Below are 21,110 nucleotides of genomic sequence, written 5' to 3'. Positions count from 1 at the left end.
GTAGCGATCCATGCACAGGGTTATCCACATTTTAGTGCGCAACTTTTTGCGCATAATAGCCATGAGCTACTACCCATTGGAATGCTGTGATTGAAAGGCTATAGGCCCCTGATTAGCTGCCGCTATTCAGCGGCAAATGGAACAGAATCAGCACTTTCAAACAGTGCTTCAATCAACGCGCGAGCGGAGTTCGTACAGTGGATCATGCCGATGGCGAGCGCCTTGTCATTTCGCTCAAGGTGCTCTGCCGCTTCGCGGCAAATGGCTTCGGAACACTTCAATAGCATCACTGCGTTGAGCAAAACGTCTTCTAACTCCACACCAGCGTTAACCGAGAAAATGGGCCGGCTCGATACATCGAGGAGACCGAAATTTCTGGCATGGGTGCGGCTAAGCGCGGAGTGCTCTAAATGTGAATCGAGAGAGGTATTCGGCATGTCAGGTTCCTTGATTCATGGAACTGCCATCCGCTGCTGTCAAACAGGATGGGTGGCAGCTGTACGCAGGTTGACAGACCGGGAATCAAAGAAACCGGCGCACACGAGTGTGCCCCACGTACAGCCGCCATAGCTTCGCCTGCAGCCACTTTCAGGGGCCACCAAACGAATGGAGCACTGGAACGCTTTGATTCTGTCGGTCTGTCAAAACCGATCGCTGGATGTGCAGCGATGCGCAAGGGTAATCTCAAGCCCACAGCGATGCAACGGCCTGACGCAACCGGCTGCGTTCGAACCGCCGATAGCGCGCAATGCGCTCACAATCCTTTATGATGCTGCCCATGATCAGAGACCCTTTTGAACGACTCGGTCTGGACCGCGAAGTCCTGACCGTCAGCCAACTCAACGGCCGCGCCCGGGTGCTGCTTGAAGATGTCTTCAGCAGTATCTGGGTCGAGGGCGAGATTTCCAACCTCGCCCGCCCGGCCTCCGGCCATGTTTATTTCACCCTCAAGGACAGTGGCGCCCAGGTGCGCTGCGCGCTGTTTCGCAACAACGCCGCACGGGTGCGTCAAGCGTTGCGCGATGGCCTGGCGGTGAAGGTGCGCGGCAAGGTTTCCCTGTTCGAGGGACGTGGTGATTACCAGCTGATTCTCGACACCGTGGAACCGGCCGGTGATGGCGCCTTGCGCCTGGCGTTCGACGCGCTTAAGGAAAAGCTCGGCGCCGAAGGCCTGTTCAGCAGCGAGCGCAAGGTGGCCCTGCCCGCCCACCCACAGCGTATTGGCATCATCAGCTCACCCACCGGCGCGGTGATCCGCGACATCATCAGCGTCTTTCGGCGCCGTGCCCCGCAGGTTGAGCTGACCCTGATCCCGACCGCCGTGCAGGGCCGTGAAGCCATCGGGCAAATTGTTCGCGCGCTGCAGCGGGCTGACAATCTGGGTTTCGACGCGCTGATCCTGGCCCGTGGCGGCGGCTCGCTTGAAGACCTGTGGTGTTTCAACGAAGAGGACGTGGCCAGAGCCATCGCCGCCTGCGTAACGCCGATCGTCAGCGCGGTCGGCCATGAAACCGACGTTTCGATCAGCGACTTCGTCGCCGACGTCCGCGCCCCTACCCCGTCAGCCGCTGCCGAGTTGCTGGCGCCGGACAGCAGTGACCTGCAACGGCGCATCGACAGCCTGCAACGGCGTCTGCTGCTGCACATGCAAAACCGCTTGGCCCATGCGCGCCTGCGTGTCGAAGGCCTGAGCCGACGCCTGCGCCACCCCGGCGAACGGCTGCGCCAGCAAGCACAACGCCTGGATGACCTGGATATGCGCCTGCGCCGGGCATTCGAGCAACGCCTGAACCAGCGCCGCGAGCGCTTGGCCCGGCTCGACACACGGCTGGCCGCGCAGCACCCCGGGCGCACACTGGCACTGCTCAAGCAACGCCTGGACAGCCTCTCCGAGCGCCTGCCACGCGCCATGCGTGAAACCCTGAAGGACCGTCGCCAGCAGTTGCAGGCCACCGTCCAGACCCTGCAGGTGGTCAGCCCGCTGGCCACCCTGGGGCGCGGTTACAGCATCCTGCTGGATGAACGTGGCCAGGCCATTCGCAGCGCCAGCCAGACCCACAACGGCCAACGCCTGACTGCGCGCCTCGGCGAAGGTCAGTTACAGGTACGCGTCGAAGACAACCACCAGACCCCGGTCACGCTTTCTCTATTGGATTGATCCATGCCCCGTCTGCTCGCTTTTCTGCTTTGCCTGACCCTGGCTGGCACCGCCCACGCCAGTTACATCACCCAGAAACTGAACAAGCCGGTGCCCGGCGGCGTCGCCGTCATTGACCTAGGCCCTGGCGCTCAGGCGCCCAATGCTCGCTTCGAGGGCAAACCGGTGCTGGTGGTAAAAGAACAGGATAAATGGCTGGCCATCGTCGGCGTGCCCCTGACCCAGAAACCCGGCCCGGCGACACTCAGCCTCGGCACGCGGACACTGGGCTTTACTGTCGGCAGCAAGCAATACCCTGAGCAGCACATCACCCTGAAGAACAAGCGTCAGGTCAACCCCAACCCCGCCGACCTGAAGCGTATCGACGCCGAATTGGCCGAGCAGGTTAGTGCCTATCGCAGCTTCAGCCCTGGCCTGCCGAGCAACCTGATACTCGACAAACCGGTCAACGGGCCCATGTCCAGCCGCTTTGGCGTACGCCGGTTCTTCAACGGCGAGGAGCGCAATCCCCATGCCGGCCTGGACTTCGCCGTACCTGCAGGCACGCCCATCAAGACACCTGCCAATGGCAAGGTCATCCTGGTCGGTAACTACTTCTTCAATGGCAACACCGTTTTCGTCGATCACGGCCAAGGCTTCATCAGCATGTTCTGCCACATGTCGAAAATCGACGTAAAACCCGGGCAGACGCTGAGTCGCGGCGCAGTCGTCGGGCGGGTCGGTTCCACCGGGCGCGCCACCGGCCCGCACATGCACTGGAACGTCAGCCTGAACGATGCACGGGTCGATCCAGCCATTTTCATCGGCGCCTTCCAGCCCTGAGGCAGGGTTTGCGCCATTTAAAAAGACCGCGCAATTGGCGCGGCCTTTTACGTTATAGAGCGCTATAAAATCTCGCCAAAAAGTACTTTTTAAGCATTTCTATCAATTTTTTTCGAGTGCTTGCCATCTTTCACCCCACTGGGTAGGGTTGAGCTCATGAAAACCTTCCAGAACCTCTTCCTGCTTCGTCAACACCGCAGCCTTTGCCTGGTCAGTGCCCGACTACCAAGCTGAATCGCGTCGCCTCGCCTTTTCATCTTTTTGTTTGCTCGGCGGGCCCCTTTCAAGGCCGCACATTAAAGGATTGCTTCCATGTCCATGCTCAAAGACCCTTCGAAAAAATACCGCGCGTTTCCGACCATCGACTTGCCGGACCGTACCTGGCCATCGAAGACCATCACCCAAGCGCCGATCTGGTGCAGCTCGGACTTGCGTGACGGTAACCAGTCGCTGATCGAACCAATGGACTCGGCGAAGAAGCTGCGTTTCTGGAAGACACTGGTCAGCGTTGGCGTGAAAGAGATCGAGGCATCGTTCCCTTCCGCATCGCAAACCGACTTCGATTTCGTTCGCACCTTGATCGAAGAGGGTCACATTCCTGACGACACCACCATTCAAGTGTTGACCCAGGCCCGTGAGGACTTGATCGCCCGTACCTTCGAGTCGCTGCGCGGCGCGAAGAAAGCCATCGTCCACCTGTACAACGCCACCAGCCCATCGTTCCGCCGCATTGTCTTCAATCAGGACAAGCAAGGCGTGAAAGACATCGCGGTGAACGCGGCCAAGCTGTTCGTCAAATATGCCGCCCAACAGCCCGACACCCACTGGACATTCGAGTACTCGCCAGAGACCTTCAGCGCAACCGAAATGGAGTTCGCCAAGGAAGTCTGCGATGCCGTGATCGAGGTCTGGAACCCGACCCCGGAACACAAGGTCATCCTCAACCTGCCGGCCACCGTCGAAGTATCGACGCCGAACGTCTACGCCGACCAGATCGAGTGGTTCTGCCGCAACATCTCGCGTCGTGACAGCGTGATCATCAGCCTGCACACCCACAACGACCGTGGTACGGGTGTTGCCGCTACCGAACTGGGCTTGATGGCCGGTGCCGACCGCGCCGAAGGCTGCCTGTTCGGCAACGGCGAGCGTACTGGCAACGTCGACCTGGTGACCTTGGCACTGAACCTTTACACCCAGGGTATCGACCCTCAACTGGACTTCTCCGACATCGACGGCGTGCGCAAGGTGGTCGAGGAGTGCAACCAGCTGCCCGTGCACCCACGTCACCCGTATGTCGGCGACCTGGTCCACACGGCCTTCTCCGGCTCCCATCAGGATGCTATCCGCAAGGGCTTTGCCCAGCAGAAAGACGACGCCCTCTGGGAAGTACCGTACCTGCCGATCGACCCGGCTGACATCGGCCGTAGCTACGAGGCGGTGATCCGCGTCAACAGCCAGTCCGGCAAGGGCGGTATCACCTACCTGCTCGAGCAGGAGTACGGCATCAGCCTGCCACGTCGCATGCAGATCGAGTTCAGCCAGGTCGTACAGGGCGAAACTGACCGCCTGGGCCTGGAAATGACCGCGCAGCAGATCCACAACTTGCTGCACCGCGAATACCTGCAGGCCAACTCGCCGTATGCGCTGGTTAGCCACCGCCTGCAGGAAGAGAACGGCCACAGCGCTGTGGAAGTGGAAGTCGCTGGCGAAGGCGAAACCACCCTGCACTGGCGCGGCAAGGGCAACGGCGCCCTGGAAGCACTGGTGGCCGGTTTGCCGGTTGCAGTTGAAATCATGGATTACAACGAGCATGCCATCGGTGCCGGGACCAACGCCAAGGCAGCGGCCTACATCGAGTTGCGCGTGGCCGGTGGTCGCCCAGTGCATGGCGTCGGTATCGATGAAAACATCACCACTGCCAGCTTCAAGGCCTTGTTCAGTGCACTGAACCGCTCGCTGAGCCAACAGGCTGCCAAAGCCGCATAAACCGGCCTGGCACCCAGCCGTTGAAACGGCTTGCCTCGAAAGGCTGCTGACGAACCCCCGCTTTTTAGCGGGGGTTTGTTTTTAAAGCCAAAGACGGGTGTTGCCCCTCGTGGGGGTTGGCTTGCCAACGATGCGGGCGCGAACTCGCCCACGTGTTTCAGGCAGGCAAAAAAAAGGTGCGCCGACCAAGCGCACCTAAAGCCGTGTAGCACACAACGAATACAGGTCAGTCCAGCAGGGCCAATGCCTCGGCGCTGCACGCCTGGATACGCGCCCAGTCTCGGTTTTTGACCCACTCACTGTTGAACATCCAGGTACCGCCCACGCACATCACATTGGGCTGGGACATGTAGCTTTTCAGGTTGCTTTCATTCACCCCGCCAGTCGGGCAGAAACGCACCTCACCAAACGGGCCACCAAAGGCCTTGATCGCTGCGACGCCACCGCTGATTTCCGCAGGAAACAGCTTGAAGCGACGGTAACCCAAGGCATAGCCCATCATGATTTCCGAAGCGCTGCTGATGCCCGGCAGTAATGGCAAGGCGCTTTCGACGCCCGCCTCGAGGATGTCCTGAGTACAGCCTGGCGTAACGATGAACTGGGCACCCGCCGCCTCAACCGCCTTCAGCATCGCGCGGTCGAGCACGGTGCCGGCACCAATGCACAACTCGGGACGCTGCTCACGCAGCATACGAATGGCTTTCAGGCCATGCTCGGAGCGCAGGGTGATCTCCAGGGTTTTCAAACCGCCGGCAGCCAAGGCATCGGCCAGTGGCAGAATGTCTTCCTCACGGGCAATGGTGATGACCGGAAGAATGCGTGCTTCACCGCAGATACGGTCGATCTGCGCGATTTTGTCGGCCATGGAGATGCCCGGCTGCGAATGTTCATGCGTGGTCATAACGGCGGGTCCTTGACTCATGGGCACCAGAAAATATCCAGGGAGGCGTGTAAAAAGGCGCGAATTGGCATTTCGGCAGGGTCATCCCCGGCCAGCGCGGCGCGCAGGGTAGCGAGTTTGCCTTGCCCTTGCACGGACAAGGCAGTGAATGCAGCGGTCCCCAGCAAGGCACGGGTCATGCTCAGGCGCTGATGTGGAACACTTGGGGCCAGCATCGGCAGGCAACGTCGAGGGCTGTCTGCTGCCAGACCTTGGGCGAGGTTCGGGCTGGCCGGAAACAACGATGCCGTATGCCCGTCATCGCCCATACCCAACACCAGCACATCAATCGGCGGCAACTCGGCCAGGGCCTGATCAGCGTCAAGAGCAGCCGCGTCAAGACTGGCGCTGGCACGATACAGACCAATAAAGCGAGCCTTGGCCGCCGCCCCGACTAACAGGTAGCGCTTGAGCAACCCGGCATTACTGTCGACATGCTCCACCGGCACCCAACGCTCATCCGCAAGGCTGACCACCACCTTCGACCAATCCAGCGGCCGGCGAGCCAGGCACTGGAAAAACATCACCGGGCTGCGACCACCGGAGACCACCAGCGTGGCCTGCCCCTTGGCGGCGATGGCCGCACTCAGGCGCTCGGCAACGTTTTTGGCCAGGTCTTCAGCCAACAGCGCCGGGCTTGCATACGCATGCGCCGCCACGTTCGCCGGCCATTGCAGTTCAGATATCGCCATACCACGACCTCCCATCACGGGTTATCAGCGCGATCGAGCTCATCGGCCCCCAGGACCCGGCGGCGTAGGGCTTGGGCGCTTCGCCCGAACTCTTCCAACCGGCAATCAACTGGTCGCACCACTTCCACGCGTATTCGATTTCATCCTTGCGCACAAACAGGTTCTGATTGCCACGCATCACCTCCAACAACAACCGCTCATAGGCATCGGGGATGCGCGTGCTGCGGTAGGTGTCAGAAAAATTCAATTGCAACGGGCCGCTACGTAACTGCATGCCCTTGTCCAACCCCTGCTCCTTGGTCATCACCCGCAGAGAAATACCCTCGTCCGGCTGCAAACGAATGATCAGCTTGTTACCGATCTGTAAACGCTGCTCCGGCGCGAAGATGTAGTGCGGCGGCTCCTTGAAGTGGATAACGATTTGCGACAACTTCTGCGGCATCCGCTTGCCGGTACGCAGGTAGAACGGCACACCGGCCCAGCGCCAGTTGCGAATGTCGGCACGCAAGGCAACAAAGGTTTCGGTATTGCTCTGCGGGTTGGCGTTGTCTTCTTCCAGGTATCCCGGCACCGGGCGCCCTTCGCTGTACCCGGCGATGTACTGACCACGCACGACACGGGTACCGAGGCCTTCACCGGTGATCGGCGCCAATGCCTTGAGCACTTTGACCTTCTCGTCACGGATGCTGTCGGCAGACAGGTCGCTGGGCGGGTCCATGGCAATCAGGCAAAGCAGTTGCAGCAGGTGGTTCTGAATCATGTCCCGCAGTTGGCCGGCCTTGTCGAAGTAACCCCAGCGCCCTTCGATACCCACCTTCTCCGCCACGGTGATCTCCACATGGGAGATCGAATTCTGGTTCCACTGGGTTTCGAACAGGCTGTTGGCGAAGCGCAGCGCAATCAGGTTCTGAACGGTTTCCTTGCCCAGGTAATGGTCGATGCGGTAGACCCGGTTTTCCGGGAAATACTGCGCCACCGCATCGTTGACCCGACGTGACGACTCCAGGTCGTGGCCAATCGGTTTTTCCAGCACAACCCGGGTACGCGGGCCAAGGCCAACCTTGTCGAGGTTTTCGCAGATACCGCCATAAACCGCCGCAGGCGTCGCGAAGTAGGCAATCAGCGGCGCCTCGGGGGCGACCTTTTCGGCGAGCACCTTGTAGTCATCCGCCTTGAGAAAGTCCACATGCAGGTAGCTCAGACGGGCCAGGAAGCGCTGCAGAGGAATGGCCTCTATCTGTCCGGCCTCGACGAATTCATGCAGGTGCGCTTCGATCCGCTTCAGGTGCTCCTCGACGCTGCCCGGTTCGCGGGCCAATGCCAGCACCTGGGTGTCGGCATGCAACAGCCCGGCGCGATCCAGCTGATACAGCGCCGGAAACAGCTTGCGCAGCGCCAGGTCGCCAAGGGCGCCAAACAGGGCAAACGTACAAGGCTCAACGGAGATCGAAGACATGATGTTGGTTCTTTTATCAAGTTGACGTACAAATACCCTGTTCAAGGGCAGTAATCAAGGGGATTATGTAGTAATAAACACAACATTTGACCCCTTGGACAGATTCAAGTGGTGAAGCAATCAGGCCATCAGTACGATAGGCCACCCCCAAAAAGCCCGCTGCTGCCCGCTATTGGCTGCATCCTCGACCCAAGGACATAAACCATGGACCGCGTGCGAAACCTCCTGGAACAGATCCAGGGCCGCCTTGAAGAGCTGAACAAGGCCGAGCGCAAAGTCGCCGAAGTCATCCTGCTCAACCCTCAGCAAGCGACGCGCTTCAGCATTGCCGCATTGGCTCAAGCAGCCAAGGTCAGCGAACCGACCGTGAACCGCTTCTGCCGCTCATTCGATGTCAGCGGCTACCCGGAACTCAAACTGCAACTGGCGCAGAGCCTGGCCAGTGGCGCCGCCTACGTCAGTCGCGCTGTCGAGGCCGATGACGATCCGGCCGCCTATACCCAGAAAATCTTTGGCAGTGCCATCGCCTCGTTGGACAGCGCCTGCCAACAACTCGACCCGCAGTTGATCAGCCGCGCCGTCGACATGCTGATCCAGGCGCGGCAGATCCACTTCTTCGGCCTCGGCGCCTCAGCCCCAGTGGCGCTGGACGCACAACACAAGTTCTTCCGTTTCAACCTTGCCGTGTCGGCACATGCCGATGTCCTGATGCAGCGCATGCTGGCGTCGGTGGCACACACTGGCGAACTGTTCGTGATCATTTCCTACACAGGGCGCACCCGCGAACTGGTCGAAGTCGCACGCCTGGCCCGTGAAAACGGTGCCTCGGTGCTCGGCCTGACCGCTGCCGGCTCACCGCTGGCCAAGGCCAGCAGCCTTAGCCTGAACATCCCGCTGCCGGAAGACACCGACATCTACATGCCGATGACCTCGCGAATCATCCAGTTGACGGTACTCGATGTACTGGCCACCGGCATGACCCTGCGCCGTGGCGTGGACTTCCAGCCACACCTGCGCAAAATCAAGGAAAGCCTCAACGCCAGCCGCTACCCGATCGACGACGAACTTAATTGAACAGGTGCGCCTGCAGCCGCAGATGAGCTTGCTCGCCCGGTGCCAGGCTCAGGCTGTCGTTGTGGCCACTGGTCGCCTCGACGCAGACGAAGCCCAGGGTTTCGCTGCCACTGACACCCATCAGCGGCCGACTACCAGGATGCCAGACCACCGTGTCCTCGCTGTCGCCCATATCAATGCACAGCTGGCGCTTCCACGCCGGGTCGTGCAGTTGTAGCGTTGCCGCCTTCTGGAACACCCGCTGACAGCCGCCCTGCACTTTCAGCTCGCCTTTCTGCCGGCAGGTTTGACGACTCAACTGGTCGTAACCTTCCGCACCTTCCAGCCCAGACAGCGCTATCTTTGAAACGTCACTGATACGCCAGTAAGCCAGCAGTGCATGACTCAACTGGCAGGGCAAACTGTCCTGGTGCTCAGTACGCAACTGCAACTCCATGCCATCACCGAGCCGCGCCTGCAGGTCAACCTGCCAGTCACAGAGCTGCAAACGCCAGGTCAGGGTGACGCCTTCGGCATCCTCCGAACTGTCGATCAGCTTCCAGTCCAGCAGCCGCGCCCACCCGTGAGAAGGCCACAGGTCTTCGCTCGGATGACGGCCATACCACGGCCAACACACAGGCACACCGCCACGAATCGCCCCAACCTGCGGCCACTGCGCGGCACACCACAACCATGGGCGCTGACCGCGCGGTTGAAAATGCAGAAGCTGCGCCCCCTGACGGCTGAACACCGCCTGGCAGCGTGGGTGGTCAATAATCAGCACGTCGCGCTGCTGATGGCGCTCCCACTCAAAGGTCGGACGCGGCCGGTGCGCAGTGAAAAAGCGCTGGAGCGGATGCTCTTGCATGGTTAAGGACTCTGATTGACTGAAGGGCTTTATCACCCGCCAGATCAACACCTACAGGTAGGTGCTGACCAAGCTGGCAATCAGCCGCAACAAATGGCGTAAATTTACAACATGTTACGTCAGAACACCGACTGAATCTTCAGACCGGCGACGACCGCGTTGTCCACCTCATCCACACCACCAGGGCTGCGGATGTATTGCAGGTTCGGCCGTACCGTCAGCCAGTTGGTGACGTGGAAACCGTAGTACAGCTCAGCGTTGTACTCGGTCTTCTGGACAGGGACGAACGCCGGGTTGTCATAGTCGTTGATACCACTGACAGCATTGAGCAACTCTGCTCGTTTTTTCACATCGTCGTTCACGTGGATGCGCGCCACACCAAAGCCGATGTCATCCTTGGCTCGCCCGTCGAAGGCGCCTTTGTAGACCAGACCCACCTGCTGGTAGTTGTCGACCACGTTGGTGGCCTTGTCGTGAACAGTGAAGTTGGCGAAAAGGCTCAAGCCACGTGCGGCATCACCGTTGTGCGCGGTGACCTGCTGCTGGGCGACAACCCACCCGCCATGCTTGCTACTGTGCGATTTGAAGTCATTACCGGTAATCGCTTGCGGCTGGCCATTGATGTCCTCATAGACATCGTCGGCCTTGGCGGTGCTGTAGTAGTAACCCAGACGGTACTCACCCGGCAGGCCGTTGACCTTGGGCGACCAGACCATTTCCACCGGCAGGATCATGCCTTGGGTGCCACTGCCACTGAGCTTGAAGCCGTTACCGGTTTCCAGGTTGGAGGGGTTCTGTTCGAACACACCGACTTGAGTGAAGAACTCCGGGGTAATGGTGTACTTGACCCGCAAGGCCCACTGACTGACCGGCCAGTTGTACCAGATGCTGCCCACCCAGTTGCCGACCTGAGAGCCACAGAACGCCAGGTTCTGGAAGTCGCAGGGGAAGCTGTTGAAGTCTTCCCCCGGGCCGAAGCGGCCGACTTTGACATCCAGCGCCTGATCGAAATACTGCTGCTTGATCCACATCTGAGTCAGCCGCCAGGTCTGACCACGCCCCCAGACCTCCTGCACCGAACTGAACTGCCCGGCACGCGGGTCGCTGATGCGATCGTTGGACAGGTTACGACCACTGCGCTCCGTAACGGCCAGCTTGAACTCGGTATCCTGCCAACCGAGGATCTTTTCCAGGTCCAGCTTCACGCCCAAGGCAAACTGGTCGCTGTAGCGTGCCGTCCTGTCATCGTTGTAACCACCGTCGAGGTTGCCAGCCACCTCGCCCACGTACTCCAGCGAGAAGTCATAGCCCTTCTCCAGCAACTCGGTACGCGTGCCGCCCCAATCACCGGTCATCCATTTCGATTCCGGGTCGAAAGCGCCGGCAGCGTGGGCGCCACCGCTAGCCCCGAACGCAGCCAGCAGCGTCAGCGGAGCCAACGACCTGATCCGTTTGCAATGAGCCATCCCTTGTTTCCTCGTCTTATTGTTATCGATGGATTGACACGTACTACCGACCGCTCAGCGCCCCTTGAACTGCGCCACATTGTCCTTGGGCGCATGCGCTTGCGGGTTGCCGACGACCCCAAGCCGCTCACCACTGACCGCGTCAAACAGCAACACACGCGCCGGGTCGAACTGCAGGTTCAGGTTGTCCCCCACCTGCACCGGGCAGTCCGGCGCCAGGCGACAGCACACTTTGCTACCGTTAAGGTTGACGAATACCAGGGTGTCCGGGCCGGTGGGCTCGATCACCTGTACTTCGGCACGAATGCTCGGCAGGCCATTGGGCTGTTCAGGCGCCAGGCAGACTTGTTCAGGACGAATCCCCAGAATCACTTCACGCTCTTCCAGGCCCGCATCGTCGATGCCCATCGGCAGCTCGCAGCGCGCCTGGCCACTGTCGAGCAGCGCCAGCAGGCGGCTGTCCTTGCGCTGCAGACGCAAAGGAATGAAGTTCATGGGTGGTGAGCCGATAAAGCTGGCGACAAACAGGTTGGCCGGGTCGTTGTAGATCTGCTGCGGGGTCCCGAACTGCTGGATCAGCCCGTCCTTCATCACAGCGACCTTGTCACCCAAGGTCATCGCTTCGATCTGGTCGTGGGTCACGTAGACCGTGGTGGTCTTCAAGCGCTGGTGCATCAGCTTGATCTCGGTGCGCATCTCCACCCGCAACTTGGCATCGAGGTTGGACAGCGGCTCATCGAACAGGTAGATCTTCGGCCGCCGCGCCAACGCCCGGCCCATTGCCACACGCTGTTGTTGACCTCCCGAGAGCTGGCCCGGCTTGCGGTTGAGCAAATGCTCGATCTGCAGCAGCCTGGACACCCGCGCCACCTCCTCTTCGATGGCCGCAGCAGGCATCTTGCGGATCTTCAGGCCAAAGGCGATGTTTTCCCGTACGTTCATGGTCGGGTACAGCGCGTAGGACTGAAAGACCATGGCAATGTCCCGGTCCTTCGGGCTCATGCCGCTGATATCGGCATCATCCACCAGGATCGCCCCGCCGCTGATCTGCTCCAGCCCGGCGATGCAATTCATCAAGGTCGACTTGCCGCAGCCAGAGGGGCCGACCAGAATCAGGAACTCGCCCGAGTCGATCTTCAGCTCGATGTTCTTCAAGGTGTCCGGCAGGCCACTGCCATAGGTCTTGTTGACGTTGCGCAATTCAAGCGTTGCCATAATTCACCCCTTGACCGCGCCGGCAGTGAGCCCGCGCAGGAAATACTTGCCAGCCATCACATAGACCAACAGGGTCGGTAACCCGGCGATCATCGCCGCCGCCATGTCGACGTTGTATTCCTTGACCCCGGTACTGGTGTTGACCAGGTTGTTCAGCGCCACGGTGATCGGCTGGGCATCGCCACTGGCGAACACCACACCGAACAGAAAGTCGTTCCAGATCTGCGTGAACTGCCAGATCAGGCAGACCATGATGATCGGCACCGACATCGGTAGCAGGATCCTCCCGAAGATGGTGAAGAAGCCTGCGCCATCGAGCCGTGCCGCCCGTACCAGAGCGTCCGGAACACTGGTGTAGTAGTTGCGGAAGAACAGCGTGGTAAAGGCCAGGCCATAGACGATATGCACCAGCACAAGGCCTGTGGTGGTGCTGGCCAGGCCCAGCTTGCCGAGGGTGAACGAGGCCGGCAGCAACACCGTCTGGAACGGCAGGAAGCAGCCGAACAACAGCAAGCCGAAGAACAACTGCGAGCCACGGAAGCGCCACATCGACAGCACATAACCGTTAAGCGCCCCCAGCAGGGTTGAAACCACCACCGCCGGCACAGTGATTTTCACCGAGTTCCAGAAATAGCCACCCACGGTATCCCAGGCCTTGATCCAGCCGATGCCGGTGATCACTTCGGGCCAGCTCAGCAAGTTGCCCGTGCGGATGTCCTCCGGCGATTTGAAACTGGTCAGCAACATCACGATCAGCGGGATCAGGTAGACCGCACAGGCCAACAGCAAGGTGCCATAAATGGCCAGGCGACCGAGGCTGAAACCACGCGAAGCAAGGGGCTTAGTCATGGCGCTTGTTCCTCAGTTCCGAGTACAGGTATGGCACCAGGATCGACAGGATCGCCCCCAGCATCAGGATCGCACTGGCCGAGCCCATGCCCATTTGCCCGCGGCTGAAGGTGAAGGCGTACATGAACATCGCCGGCAGGTCGGAGGCGTAGCCCGGACCGCCTGCGGTCATGGCCGCGACCAGGTCAAAGCTCTTGATTGCAATGTGCGCGAGGATCATCAATGCACTGAAAAACACCGGGCGCAGGCTCGGCAGGACAATGCGCAGGTAAATGCTCGGCAGGCTTGCCCCATCGACCTGTGCAGCACGAATGATCGACGGGTCCACACCCCGCAAGCCCGCCAGGAACAAGGCCATGACAAAGCCCGAGGCCTGCCACACGGCGGCAATGACCAGGCAGTAGACAACGCGGTCCGGGTCGACCAGCCAGTCCAGGCGAAAACCTTCCCAGCCCCAGTCACGCAGCAGCTTGTCCAGGCCCAGGCCGGGATTGAGCAGCCACTTCCAGGCGGTACCGGTGACAATCATCGAGAGCGCCATCGGGTACAGGTAGATGGTGCGGATAAAGCCTTCACGGCGGATACGCTGATCGAGCAGCACCGCCAACAGCACGCCAACCACCAGGCTGATGCTGATGAACAGCCCACCGAACACCATCAGGTTCTTGCTCGCCACCCACCACCGGTCGTTCTCCAGCAACTTGGCGTACTGGGCCAGCCCCACCCACTTGTAGCTGGGCATGAAACTGGAGTTGGTGAACGACAGCAGGAAGGTCCAGAAGATGTAGCCATAGAACCCCACCAGGACGATCAGCATGCTGGGTGCCAGCACCAGTTTTGGCAGCCAGCGTTGCAATGCGTCGAGGGGCGAGGCCTTGTTGAATGCAGCAACAGTGCTCATCGTGGAAATCTCGAATGGAGGGCGGCGCAAAGCGCCGCGTCACCGGCCAAGCCGGCGCCTACAGGGGATGGAACAGGCTCACACCCTCACTTGGCTGACTTGATCGCCGAGCTCAGTTGCTTGACCGCCGTGGCCGGATCAGCCTTCGGGTCATTGAGGAAGTTGGTGACCACATCGAAGATGGCCCCCTGCACAGCCAGCGACGTGGCCATGTTATGCGCCATGCTCGGCTGCAGGCCGTTGCCTTTTTCAGCGTCCTTGAAGTCCACCGACGACTTCTGCGTGCAGGCATCGAATAGGCTCATGTCCATGTCCTGGCGCACCGGCAGCGAGCCTTTGTTCTGGTTGAACACGGTCTGGAACTCCGGCTCCAGGGCGACCTTGGCCAAGTCGTTCTGGGCCTTGATGTCGTTCTCGTTCTTGAGCTTGAACATCGCCAGCGAGTCGATGTTGTAAGTAAAACTGCCCTGGGTTCCCGGGAAGGCTACGCACAGGTAATCCTTGCCAGCGACCTTGCCAGCAGCGGTCCACTCGCTCTTGGCCCAGTCGCCCATGATCTGCATGCCCGCCTTGCCACTGATGACCTCGGCCGCCGCGATGTTCCAGTCACGCCCCGCACGGTTAGGGTCCATGTAGGTGCCCAGGCGCTGCAAGGTCTTGAATACCTCGACCATTTTCTCGCCGGTCAGGGCCTGCTCGTCCAGTTCGACGAACGCCGCGTGATAGCCCTTGTTCCCCAGAATGCTCAGCGCCAGGTCTTCGAAAACCGTGCTGTCCTGCCATGGCTGGCCACCATGGGCAAACGCAGTGAAGCCTGCGGCCTTGAGCGTGTCGGCAGCAGCAAAGAGCTCATCAAGGGTGGTCGGCACCTTGGCACCGGCCTTCTCGAACACCTGCGGGTTGATCCACAGCCAGTTGACCCGATGGATATTCACCGGCACCGCAACGTAGTGACCGTCGTACTTCATGATGTCGGCGACTTGCTTGGGCAGCAACGCATCCCAATGGTTGGCCTTGGACACGTCATCCAGTTCGGTCAGCAGGCCGAGGGCGCCCCACTCCTGAATGTCCGGGCCCTTGATCTGGGCCGCAGCAGGAGGGTTACCGGAAATGGCCCGGGTTTTCAGCACGGTCATGGCGGCTGCACCACCGCCACCGGCAACGGCGTTGTCCTTCCAGACGAAACCGTCTTTCTTGACCTGTTCCTTCAGGGTCTCCACAGCCTTGGCTTCACCACCGGACGTCCACCAGTGCAGCACTTCCACAGTACCGGGATCGGCAGCGACGGCGCTCAGGGGTAGCAAGGAGGCGAAAGAAATGACAGCGGCGAGGCGAGTAATCGCATTCATCGAAGGGAACCTTTTCTTGTTGTTATGCAGGTGCAAGTCATGGTGCTTGCGCTGCATGGCAGTCTAACCAGAGGCCCACCCGACGGACGTAACGAAGGGATGTGCGAATGTCACCAAACGGTGACATTGCCGGAACGGCATGCCCTGCGAACCGTCTGCCGATTCAGCGTATTCAATCACCGGTTCGCGGCAGGCTCAGGGTTACCCGCAGCCCCCCTTCACGCAGGTTTTGCAGGGTCAGCTCGCCGCCATGACTGTGAGCGATATTGCGGGCGATCCCCAGGCCAAGGCCATATCCCTGTTGCTGCCCGGCCAGCCTGAAGTGCGGCTCGAACACCTGTTCCAGGCGCTGCTCGGGCACGCCAGGACCTTCGTCATCGACATGCAGCACGAACGCCTGATCGCCATCTTCAATCCTCAGGTGCGCACGCTGGCCATACTTGAGTGCATTGTCGATCAGGTTGCCCATGCACCGACGCAGCGCCAGCGGTTTGCCGGGGTAAGGCGCCAGTACCTGTCCCTCAAGGGTGACCTGACCGGTCCCCAGGTAGGGTTCGATCAAGCCATGCAGCGCCTGGGCCAGATCGATCGGTTCGATGTTCTCGTGGATGTCGGTATCTTTCACACACTGCAGCGCGCCCTTCACCAGCATCTCCAGCTCATCCAGATCACGGCTGAATTTGTGCTGCAGCTGCTCGTCATCCAACAATTCGACCCGCAGTCGCAGCCGAGTGATCGGGGTGCGCAGGTCATGGGAAATGGCGCTGAACAACTGACTGCGCTCGGTCAAATAACGGCTGATGCGCTCGCGCATGGCATTAAAGGCGCGGCCCACCTCAACCACTTCGCTACCACCTCCTTCGACCACCGGCTCTACCTCGGCAGCCCCTAGCGAAAGGTCCCGCGCAGCCCGTGCCAGGCGCTTCAACGGGCGACTCTGCCAATGCACCAGTACACCGATAAACAACAACAGAAAGGTACTGGTCAACACCATGAAACCGATCTGCTGACCTGGCACGCCCTCCTCTTCCAGGCTGGTGTAGGGCTCGGGCAACAGTGAGGCGATGTACAGCCACTCCCCCGGCGCCAAGCCGATTTGTGTCACCAGCACCGGCGGATCGAGTGGCGCCAGGGTCAGCGCGTAATGCGCCCAGGAACGCGGTAATTCATCCAGTTTCAGGCCACTGTTGAACACCCGCAGCTCTCGAGGGCTGACGAACTCAACAGAGATACTCATCTGCTCACCCAGGCGCTGGCGCAATACCTGCTCCACCGCCTCGATCACCGCCTTTTTGCGTGGTGTGGCGGGCAACATCTGCATGTCCAACGGCCGATCATTGAGCGACACGACAAAACGGGTACCGCCCATGCTACGCAATTGGTCCAGCACCATCGGCCGATAGGCCACAGGCAGAGAGCGAAAGTAACTGACACTGGCGGTCATCGAGTGAGCCAGGCTGCGCGCACTGGCTACCAAGCCCTCCAATTGGCTGGCACGCAACTGCGATAGCCAGATCAGGCTGGCCAGCCCCTGGGCCAGCAACACCGCCAACAACGTCAATAGCAGCATTCGCCCGAGCAGCGAGCGCGGCCACGGCAGGCGCCAGCGCCGCTCAGTGCGCAGACGTGACATGGGCTGCCAGCAGATAACCGCTGCCGCGAACGGTGCGAATCAAACGGGGTGGTTTATCGGTGTCACGCAGACGCTGGCGCAGGCGGCTGACCGCCATGTCGACGATCCGGTCCAGTGGCATCGGCTCCCGCCCACGGGTGGCATTGCCGATGGTGTCGCGGTCGAGGATTTGTTGCGGACGATCGAGAAACAGCTTGAGCAGGGCAAAATCCGCCCCCGACAGGATCACCTCTTCACCGTCACGGTGAAACAGCCGGTGACTGACCGTGTCCAACCGCCACTCATCAAACTCGAGCACCTCGCCGCCGTTACGCTCGTACGCAAAACCGGCGCGGCGCAGCAGGGCCTTGATTCGCGCCTGCAACTCGCGCGGGCTGAACGGCTTGCCCAGATAATCGTCGGCCCCCAGCTCCAGGCCAATCACCCGATCAGCCTCATCGGAGCTGGCCGTCAACATGATGATCGGCACCTGGGATTGGCGCGGATGCTGGCGAGTCCAGCGACACAAGCTGAAACCATCTTCATCCGGAAGCATCACGTCGAGGATCACCAAATCGTGGCCTCCCTCGTCCAGTGCCTGGCGAAACCCCTGACCGTTAGCCACCGCGCACACCGCAAAGCCTGAACGGCTCAGGTAGGCTTGCAGCAGCTCACGAATGTCCTGGTCATCATCGACCAGCAGGATCGACTTACCGGCAGTACTCAATGCATTGATCCTTGGCGGGTCTTGTTGCCCGCTGCACGCTTAGACCCTCAGGCCTGTTTCTGCTGCAAGGCGACACCGGCGCCAAGCAAGCCGGAAAACTCGGCCGTCACCAGCCATACCGGCACACCCTTGAAATAGCCGCTCATGCAGCCCTTGTCAGCAAAGCACTCGGCAAACCCGCTGTTCAGGAACAGCTCGGCGAAACGCGGAATCACGCCGCCGACAATGTACACACCACCGCGCGCCCCCAGGGTCAGGACATTGTTACCCGCCACCCGCCCCAGGAAGCGACAGAACTGCTCAATCACCGAACACGCCAACGGTTCGCCGGCCAGGGCTGCCTCAGTGATCGCAGCCGGGGTCTGTAACACCGCACGATGACCATCCAATAGACAGATCGCCTGGTACAAGCGCAGCAGGCCGCCGCCACTGAGCACGGTTTCGGCACTGACATGGCCGATCTCACGTTCGATCTGCTGGCGAATCGCCGCTTCACGGGCGTTACCAACCGGCAGGTCGACATGGCCGCCCTCACCCGGCAAGGCCATCCAGCGCCCTTCGCCCAACGACAGCAAGGTACCGACACCCAGGCCTGTACCCGGGCCGATGACCACCGCCGGACGCACCGCTTCAGCCTGCCCGGCACACACCTCGCGAAACTCGCCAGGCTGCAATCGTGTCATGCCCAGGGCCATGGCCGAGAAGTCGTTGATCAGCAGCAGTTCATCCACCTGCAGGGTCTTGCAGAACGCCTGCCGACTGAGCCGCCAGTGGTTGTTGGTGAAGCGAAACGCATCGCCGTCCACCGGGCCGGCGACCGCCAGGCACACGGAGCCCAAGGCGCCACGCGCCAGGTCATGGTCGTTCAGATAGGCGTCGATGGCCTGTTCCGGGCTGGTGTAGTCGGCGGTCTGATAGACCTTGACCGAGTGCATCCGATCGTTTTCCCACAGGGCAAAACGGGCATTGGTGCCACCGATGTCACCCACCAGCGCACGCTTCATTTGAGCGCCTCCAGCGAGGCGGTGAAGGCGCTGGCGCCGTGCTGTGCCGAACTCATCGCGTGGCGCATGAAACCGAACAGCTCGCGCCCACAGCCAAGGTCATTGCCGGTTGGCGCTTGCGCCAGCGGCCTTGCCGCCAGCTCGGCCTCATCGACACGTACCAGCAGTGTGCCCGTATGACCATCGACACGAATGATGTCGCCATCGCGTACCCGCGCCAGCGGGCCACCATCGAAGGCTTCCGGGCAGACATGGATGGCTGCGGGAATCTTGCCCGAGGCGCCAGACATGCGCCCATCGGTGACCAGCGCCACCTTGAAGCCACGGTCCTGCAGCACACCGAGAAACGGCGTCATTTTGTGCAGCTCTGGCATGCCATTGCTGCGCGGTCCTTGAAAACGCATCACCGCGACAAAATCGTGCTCCAGCTCACCGGCCTTGAAGGCGTCGGCCAATGCCTGCTGATCGTGGAAGACCCGTGCCGGGGCTTCGACCACCTGATGCTCCGGGGCCACCGCCGAGACTTTCATCACGCCCAGCCCCAGGTTGCCCTGCATGACCCGCAAACCGCCCTCAGGCGAGAATGGACGGGCCAGTGGGCGCAGGATGCTCTCGTCCAGGCTGGCCGTCGGGCCATCACGCCAGACCAGCTTGCCCTCATCCAGGAACGGTTCCTGGGTGTAGCGGCGCAGCCCGTGCCCCGCAACCGTGTTGACGTCCTCGTGCAGCAGGCCGCCATCAAGCAGCTCGCGAATCAGGAACGCCATGCCGCCCGCGGCCTGGAAGTGGTTGATGTCGGCTTTGCCGTTAGGGTAGACATGCGACAGCGTCGGCACGACCTCAGAAAGGTCGGCCATGTCCTGCCAGGTCAGCTGGATACCTGCCGCCTGGGCAATAGCCGGCATGTGCAGGGTATGGTTGGTCGAGCCGCCCGTGGCATGCAGGGCAACGATGGAATTGACCAGCGCCTTCTCGTCGACGATTTCGCCCAATGGCATGAAGTTGCCGCTGGCCTTGGTCATCCTCGTGACCTGCTGCGCTGCATGGGCAGTCAGGGCATCACGCAATGGCGTGTAGGGGTTGACGAACGATGCACCCGGCAAGTGCAGCCCCATCACTTCCATCAGCAACTGGTTGGTGTTGGCGGTGCCATAGAAGGTGCAGGTGCCAGGGCTATGGTAGGACTTCATCTCCGACTCCAGCAGCTCTTCGCGACTGGCCTTGCCTTCAGCATAACGCTGACGCACGTCGGCTTTTTCCTTGTTGGAGATCCCCGACGGCATCGGCCCACCCGGGACGAACATCGTCGGCAGATGACCGAAACGCAGCGCGCCCATCATCAGTCCGGGAACGATCTTGTCACAGATCCCCAGGCACAGCGTTGCGTCAAACATGTTGTGCGACAGCGCCACCGCAGTCGCCATGGCGATCACCTCGCGGCTGGCCAACGCCAGTTCCATGCCGGGCTCACCCTGAGTGACACCATCGCACATCGCCGGCACACCGCCTGCGAACTGACCGACCGATCCGACCTCGCGCAATGCCTGCTTGATCTGATCGGGGAAGTGCTCGTAGGGCTGATGCGCCGAGAGCATGTCGTTGTAGGCCGAGACGATGGCGACGTTGGCCGAGTTCATCAGGCGCAGGTTCTGCTTGTCCTGAGGGGCACAGCCAGCCACACCATGGGCAAAGTTGGCGCATTGCAGCTTGGCTCGCATCGGGCCGTCACTGGCGGCTCCGCGAATCAGTTGCAGGTAGCGCTCGCGGGTAGGACGACTGCGAGCGATCAACCGTTCGGTGACCTCAAGGATGCGCGGATGCATGTACTGGACTCCAGGCTAGCGGTGGTTGCGATCTGTGCGGCAGTTTCCCTTATCGCCAATCCCCGCCTAGGCTCTTATGCAGGGGATCGGTCGTATCAGGAGGACGACCCGCTTGGTCGCTCGTTGTATATTGAACAAAATACTGCCATCAAAAAGGCTTGTTTTCTATTTTTTTAGGAATAATCTTGT

Annotated in this window: 18 protein-coding genes; 4 read left to right on the top strand and 14 right to left on the bottom strand. The window is 60.8% G+C overall.

The window, feature by feature from the left end; translation table 11 throughout:
* Positions 1 to 122 precede the first annotated feature (122 nt).
* Positions 123 to 437, bottom strand: coding sequence for a DUF6124 family protein (locus IE038_RS15225; protein WP_189395870.1), 315 nt, complete (start codon positions 435 to 437; stop codon positions 123 to 125).
* 341 nt (positions 438 to 778) lie between these two features.
* Between IE038_RS15225 and xseA the strand changes: the two genes are divergently transcribed.
* The 3 genes from xseA to leuA all read left to right on the top strand — a co-directional run bounded on the left by xseA (position 779) and on the right by leuA (position 4,966).
* A complete protein-coding gene (gene xseA, locus IE038_RS15220; RefSeq protein ID WP_189395869.1) occupies positions 779 to 2,158 on the top strand; it encodes an exodeoxyribonuclease VII large subunit in 1,380 nt (459 codons plus the stop codon).
* Between the two features lie 3 nt (positions 2,159 to 2,161).
* Positions 2,162 to 2,980, top strand: coding sequence for a M23 family metallopeptidase (locus IE038_RS15215; protein ID WP_189395868.1), 819 nt, complete (start codon positions 2,162 to 2,164; stop codon positions 2,978 to 2,980).
* 312 nt (positions 2,981 to 3,292) lie between these two features.
* Positions 3,293 to 4,966: a 2-isopropylmalate synthase gene (leuA, locus tag IE038_RS15210; RefSeq protein WP_163939578.1), complete on the top strand. Its 1,674-nt coding sequence runs from the start codon at positions 3,293 to 3,295 to the stop codon at positions 4,964 to 4,966.
* Positions 4,967 to 5,192: 226 nt separating this feature from the next.
* On the opposite strand, the gene IE038_RS15205 is transcribed toward leuA, so the two are convergent.
* Genes IE038_RS15205 through zwf form a run of 3 tightly spaced genes read right to left on the bottom strand, consistent with a single transcriptional unit; the run spans position 5,193 to position 8,054 of the window.
* Positions 5,193 to 5,867: a bifunctional 4-hydroxy-2-oxoglutarate aldolase/2-dehydro-3-deoxy-phosphogluconate aldolase gene (locus tag IE038_RS15205; protein ID WP_163939036.1), complete on the bottom strand. Its 675-nt coding sequence runs from the start codon at positions 5,865 to 5,867 to the stop codon at positions 5,193 to 5,195.
* Positions 5,868 to 5,884: 17 nt separating this feature from the next.
* On the bottom strand, positions 5,885 to 6,598 hold the full coding sequence (gene pgl, locus IE038_RS15200; protein WP_163939034.1) for a 6-phosphogluconolactonase: 714 nt from the start codon (positions 6,596 to 6,598) through the stop codon (positions 5,885 to 5,887).
* The gene (gene zwf / locus IE038_RS15195; protein ID WP_189395867.1) at positions 6,585 to 8,054 is read right to left on the bottom strand and encodes a glucose-6-phosphate dehydrogenase; all 1,470 of its coding nucleotides are present in this window, start codon (positions 8,052 to 8,054) and stop codon (positions 6,585 to 6,587) included. The genes pgl and zwf overlap by 14 nt, the downstream gene beginning before the upstream one ends.
* A gap of 213 nt (positions 8,055 to 8,267) precedes the next feature.
* On the opposite strand from zwf, the gene hexR reads away from it, so the two are divergent.
* The gene (hexR, locus tag IE038_RS15190; protein WP_218060847.1) at positions 8,268 to 9,128 is read left to right on the top strand and encodes a MurR/RpiR family transcriptional regulator; all 861 of its coding nucleotides are present in this window, start codon (positions 8,268 to 8,270) and stop codon (positions 9,126 to 9,128) included.
* On the opposite strand, the gene IE038_RS15185 is transcribed toward hexR, so the two are convergent.
* The 10 genes from IE038_RS15185 to edd form a co-directional block, all read right to left on the bottom strand.
* A complete protein-coding gene (locus IE038_RS15185) occupies positions 9,121 to 9,975 on the bottom strand; it encodes a D-hexose-6-phosphate mutarotase (protein WP_163939032.1) in 855 nt (284 codons plus the stop codon). The genes hexR and IE038_RS15185 overlap by 8 nt on opposite strands.
* A gap of 119 nt (positions 9,976 to 10,094) precedes the next feature.
* Complete coding sequence (locus IE038_RS15180) at positions 10,095 to 11,441, bottom strand: carbohydrate porin (protein ID WP_163939030.1); 1,347 nt, start codon at positions 11,439 to 11,441, stop codon at positions 10,095 to 10,097.
* A 54-nt stretch (positions 11,442 to 11,495) separates the two neighbouring features.
* The gene (locus tag IE038_RS15175) at positions 11,496 to 12,656 is read right to left on the bottom strand and encodes an ABC transporter ATP-binding protein (protein ID WP_163939028.1); all 1,161 of its coding nucleotides are present in this window, start codon (positions 12,654 to 12,656) and stop codon (positions 11,496 to 11,498) included.
* A gap of 3 nt (positions 12,657 to 12,659) precedes the next feature.
* Entirely contained in the window at positions 12,660 to 13,505 is an 846-nt protein-coding gene (locus IE038_RS15170) for a carbohydrate ABC transporter permease (RefSeq protein WP_163939026.1), read from the bottom strand.
* A complete protein-coding gene (locus IE038_RS15165; protein ID WP_189395866.1) occupies positions 13,498 to 14,406 on the bottom strand; it encodes a carbohydrate ABC transporter permease in 909 nt (302 codons plus the stop codon). The genes IE038_RS15170 and IE038_RS15165 overlap by 8 nt, the downstream gene beginning before the upstream one ends.
* An 86-nt stretch (positions 14,407 to 14,492) precedes the next feature.
* Positions 14,493 to 15,755 (bottom strand): ABC transporter substrate-binding protein, encoded by a 1,263-nt coding sequence (locus IE038_RS15160; protein ID WP_163939024.1) that lies wholly within the window; start codon positions 15,753 to 15,755, stop codon positions 14,493 to 14,495.
* A gap of 172 nt (positions 15,756 to 15,927) precedes the next feature.
* Positions 15,928 to 17,388 carry an ATP-binding protein gene (locus tag IE038_RS15155; RefSeq protein ID WP_163939022.1) on the bottom strand — a complete coding sequence of 487 codons (1,461 nt, stop codon included), beginning with the start codon at positions 17,386 to 17,388 and terminating at the stop codon, positions 15,928 to 15,930.
* Positions 17,369 to 18,094, bottom strand: coding sequence for a response regulator (locus IE038_RS15150; protein ID WP_163939020.1), 726 nt, complete (start codon positions 18,092 to 18,094; stop codon positions 17,369 to 17,371). The genes IE038_RS15155 and IE038_RS15150 overlap by 20 nt, the downstream gene beginning before the upstream one ends.
* Before the next feature lie 47 nt (positions 18,095 to 18,141).
* The gene (locus IE038_RS15145) at positions 18,142 to 19,098 is read right to left on the bottom strand and encodes a glucokinase (protein ID WP_163939018.1); all 957 of its coding nucleotides are present in this window, start codon (positions 19,096 to 19,098) and stop codon (positions 18,142 to 18,144) included.
* Positions 19,095 to 20,921: a phosphogluconate dehydratase gene (gene edd, locus IE038_RS15140; RefSeq protein ID WP_189395865.1), complete on the bottom strand. Its 1,827-nt coding sequence runs from the start codon at positions 20,919 to 20,921 to the stop codon at positions 19,095 to 19,097. Before edd ends, IE038_RS15145 begins: the two co-directional genes overlap by 4 nt.
* Positions 20,922 to 21,110: the final 189 nt, after the last annotated feature.

It is taken from the genome of Pseudomonas laurentiana, assembly GCF_014648275.1.
In the GTDB taxonomy this organism is placed as follows: Bacteria; Pseudomonadota; Gammaproteobacteria; order Pseudomonadales; family Pseudomonadaceae; genus Aquipseudomonas; species Aquipseudomonas laurentiana.
The sequence above is the reverse complement of the archived record's forward strand: the minus strand, read 5'-3'. Positions and strand labels throughout refer to the sequence as shown.

What these genes read in the sequence shown, in the direction of transcription:
- IE038_RS15180 (WP_163939030.1), bottom strand. Translation starts at nt 11,441, where the DNA reads ATGGCTCATTGCAAACGGATCAGGTCGTTGGCTCCGCTGACGCTGCTG.
- zwf (WP_189395867.1), bottom strand. Translation starts at nt 8,054, where the DNA reads ATGTCTTCGATCTCCGTTGAGCCTTGTACGTTTGCCCTGTTTGGCGCC.
- edd (WP_189395865.1), bottom strand. Translation starts at nt 20,921, where the DNA reads ATGCATCCGCGCATCCTTGAGGTCACCGAACGGTTGATCGCTCGCAGT.
- IE038_RS15225 (WP_189395870.1), bottom strand. Translation starts at nt 437, where the DNA reads ATGCCGAATACCTCTCTCGATTCACATTTAGAGCACTCCGCGCTTAGC.
- IE038_RS15175 (WP_163939028.1), bottom strand. Translation starts at nt 12,656, where the DNA reads ATGGCAACGCTTGAATTGCGCAACGTCAACAAGACCTATGGCAGTGGC.
- IE038_RS15165 (WP_189395866.1), bottom strand. Translation starts at nt 14,406, where the DNA reads ATGAGCACTGTTGCTGCATTCAACAAGGCCTCGCCCCTCGACGCATTG.
- IE038_RS15185 (WP_163939032.1), bottom strand. Translation starts at nt 9,975, where the DNA reads ATGCAAGAGCATCCGCTCCAGCGCTTTTTCACTGCGCACCGGCCGCGT.
- IE038_RS15155 (WP_163939022.1), bottom strand. Translation starts at nt 17,388, where the DNA reads ATGTCACGTCTGCGCACTGAGCGGCGCTGGCGCCTGCCGTGGCCGCGC.
- xseA (WP_189395869.1), top strand. Translation starts at nt 779, where the DNA reads ATGATCAGAGACCCTTTTGAACGACTCGGTCTGGACCGCGAAGTCCTG.
- leuA (WP_163939578.1), top strand. Translation starts at nt 3,293, where the DNA reads ATGTCCATGCTCAAAGACCCTTCGAAAAAATACCGCGCGTTTCCGACC.
- IE038_RS15145 (WP_163939018.1), bottom strand. Translation starts at nt 19,098, where the DNA reads ATGAAGCGTGCGCTGGTGGGTGACATCGGTGGCACCAATGCCCGTTTT.
- IE038_RS15160 (WP_163939024.1), bottom strand. Translation starts at nt 15,755, where the DNA reads ATGAATGCGATTACTCGCCTCGCCGCTGTCATTTCTTTCGCCTCCTTG.
- IE038_RS15205 (WP_163939036.1), bottom strand. Translation starts at nt 5,867, where the DNA reads ATGACCACGCATGAACATTCGCAGCCGGGCATCTCCATGGCCGACAAA.
- pgl (WP_163939034.1), bottom strand. Translation starts at nt 6,598, where the DNA reads ATGGCGATATCTGAACTGCAATGGCCGGCGAACGTGGCGGCGCATGCG.
- IE038_RS15215 (WP_189395868.1), top strand. Translation starts at nt 2,162, where the DNA reads ATGCCCCGTCTGCTCGCTTTTCTGCTTTGCCTGACCCTGGCTGGCACC.
- IE038_RS15170 (WP_163939026.1), bottom strand. Translation starts at nt 13,505, where the DNA reads ATGACTAAGCCCCTTGCTTCGCGTGGTTTCAGCCTCGGTCGCCTGGCC.